1 rRNA gene is annotated in these 2,945 nt (G+C 53.4%); it reads right to left on the bottom strand.

Annotated features, from left to right (window positions below):
• Positions 1 to 2,903: ribosomal RNA gene (locus GC093_RS00010) — 23S ribosomal RNA — on the bottom strand; the annotation flags it as partial.
• Positions 2,904 to 2,945: the final 42 nt, after the last annotated feature.

Raw genomic sequence — 2,945 nt, 5'->3', positions numbered from 1 at the left:
AGTATTCGTCAGCTCCATACCTTGCGGCACTTCCACCCCGAACCTATCAACCTCGTCGTCTACAAGGGGTCTTACATACTGGGAAATCTCATCTTGAGGGGGGCTTCACGCTTAGATGCTTTCAGCGCTTATCCCTTCCGTACGTAGCTATCCAGCCGTGCTCCTGGCGGAACAACTGGTACACCAGCGGTACGTCCATCCCGGTCCTCTCGTACTAAGGACAGCTCCTCTCAAATTTCCTACGCCCACGACAGATAGGGACCGAACTGTCTCACGACGTTCTGAACCCAGCTCGCGTACCGCTTTAATGGGCGAACAGCCCAACCCTTGGGACCTACTTCAGCCCCAGGATGCGATGAGCCGACATCGAGGTGCCAAACCTCCCCGTCGATGTGGACTCTTGGGGGAGATAAGCCTGTTATCCCCAGGGTAGCTTTTATCCGTTGAGCGATGGCCCTTCCATTCGGTACCACCGGATCACTAAGCCCGACTTTCGTCCCTGCTCGACCTGTACGTCTCGCAGTCAAGCTCCCTTATGCCTTTGCACTCTTCGAATGATTTCCAACCATTCTGAGGGAACCTTGGGGCGCCTCCGTTACATTTTAGGAGGCGACCGCCCCAGTCAAACTGCCCGCCTGACACTGTCCCCGCACCGGATCACGGTACTAGGTTAGAACTCCGATACGGTCAGGGTGGTATCCCAACGTCGCCTCCACCTAAGCTGGCGCTCAGGCTTCAAAGGCTCCCACCTATCCTGTACAGACCGTACCAAAGTTCAATATCAAGCTGCAGTAAAGCTCCATGGGGTCTTTCCGTCTTGTCGCGGGTAACCTGCATCTTCACAGGTATTAAAATTTCACCGGATCTCTCGTTGAGACAGCGCCCAAGTCGTTACGCCATTCGTGCGGGTCAGAATTTACCTGACAAGGAATTTCGCTACCTTAGGACCGTTATAGTTACGGCCGCCGTTTACTGGGGCTTCAATTCATAGCTTCGGGTTGCCCCTAACCACTCCTCTTAACCTTCCAGCACCGGGCAGGCGTCAGCCCGTATACTTCGCCTTGCGGCTTCGCACAGACCTGTGTTTTTGCTAAACAGTCGCTTGGGCCTTTTCACTGCGGCCCCCTCGGGCTATTCACCCTACCGAGGCACCCCTTCTCCCGAAGTTACGGGGTCATTTTGCCGAGTTCCTTAACGAGAGTTCTTCCGCGCGCCTTAGCATGCTCTGCTCGCCTACCTGTGTCGGTTTACGGTACGGGCACCTTCTCCCTGGCTAGAGGCTTTTCTTGGCAGCTTGAACTCATGACCTTCGCTACTGTAATTTTCGCTCCCCATCACAGACCAGCCTTATCGATGTGCGGATTTGCCTACACATCAGCCTCTCTGCTTAGACGGACATCCATCAGTCCGCGTCACTATCCTTCTGCGTCACCCCATTGCTCATAACGGTTTTCGGTGGTACAGGAATTTCAACCTGTTGTCCATCCACTACGCCTTTCGGCCTCGCGTTAGGTCCCGACTTACCCTGAGAGGACGAGCCTTCCTCAGGAACCCTTAGGCTTTCGGCGGACAAGATTCTCACTTGTCTTTTCGTTACTCATACCGGCATTCTCACTTGTATACGCTCCAGCGCTCCTTACGGTACACCTTCTAGGTATATACAACGCTCCCCTACCAAAGTGCAAATCTTGTTTGCACTGTCCATAGCTTCGGTGGTGTGTTTAGCCCCGTTACATTTTCGGCGCAGAGTCACTCGACCAGTGAGCTATTACGCACTCTTTCAATGGTGGCTGCTTCTAAGCCAACATCCTGGTTGTCTTTGCAACTCCACATCCTTTCCCACTTAACACACACTTGGGGACCTTAGCTGATGGTCTGGGCTGTTTCCCTCTTGACAATGGATCTTAGCACTCACTGTCTGACTCCCGGATATAAGTCTGTGGCATTCGGAGTTTGACTGGACTTGGTAACCCTTGGCGGGCCCCGCACCCAATCAGTGCTCTACCTCCACGACTCTAATTCCGAGGCTAGCCCTAAAGCTATTTCGGGGAGAACCAGCTATCTCCGAGTTCGATTGGAATTTCTCCGCTACCCCCACCTCATCCCCGAATTTTTCAACATTCGTGGGTTCGGGCCTCCAGTGCGTGTTACCGCACCTTCACCCTGGACAGGGGTAGATCACACGGTTTCGGGTCTACGTCCACGTACTCTATGCGCCCTATTCAGACTCGCTTTCGCTGCGGCTCCGCCTATTCAGCTTAACCTTGCACGGGAACGTAACTCGCCGGTTCATTCTACAAAAGGCACGCCATCACCCGTTAACGGGCTCTGACTTCTTGTAAGCACACGGTTTCAGGTTCTATTTCACTCCGCTCCCGCGGTTCTTTTCACCTTTCCCTCACGGTACTGCTTCACTATCGGTCACTAGGGAGTATTTAGCCTTGGCAGATGGTCCTGCCTGCTTCCCACGAGGTTTCACGTGTCTCGCGGTACTCGGGATCCGTCTAGCGATACGTTAGCTTTTGGCTACGGGATTGTTACCCTCTGTGATGAGCCTTTCCAGACTGCTTCGCCTAACCAACTTTTCGCATATTGACGTCCCACAACCCCAAGGAGCAAGCTCCTTGGTTTGGGCTGTTCCGCTTTCGCTCGCCGCTACTGACGGAATCACTTTTGTTTTCTTCTCCTGAGGGTACTTAGATGTTTCAGTTCCCCTCGTATGCCTCCTATGCAGCTATGTATTCACTGCATGGTACGTGAGCATTACCTCACGCGGGTTCCCCCATTCGGACATCCCCGGATCAAAGCCTGCTTACGGCTCCCCGAGGCATTTCGTCGTTCGCCACGTCCTTCTTCGGCTCCTAGTGCCTAGGCATCCTCCGTGTGCTCTTATTAGCTTAACCATTCCGCTAATAATTTCGATCTACAAAGATCGAGTTACTTGG

This window comes from Paenibacillus foliorum, assembly GCF_013141765.1.
Lineage (GTDB): Bacteria > Bacillota > Bacilli > Paenibacillales > NBRC-103111 > Paenibacillus_S > Paenibacillus_S foliorum.
This window is presented reverse-complemented; position numbering and strand designations above follow the sequence as displayed.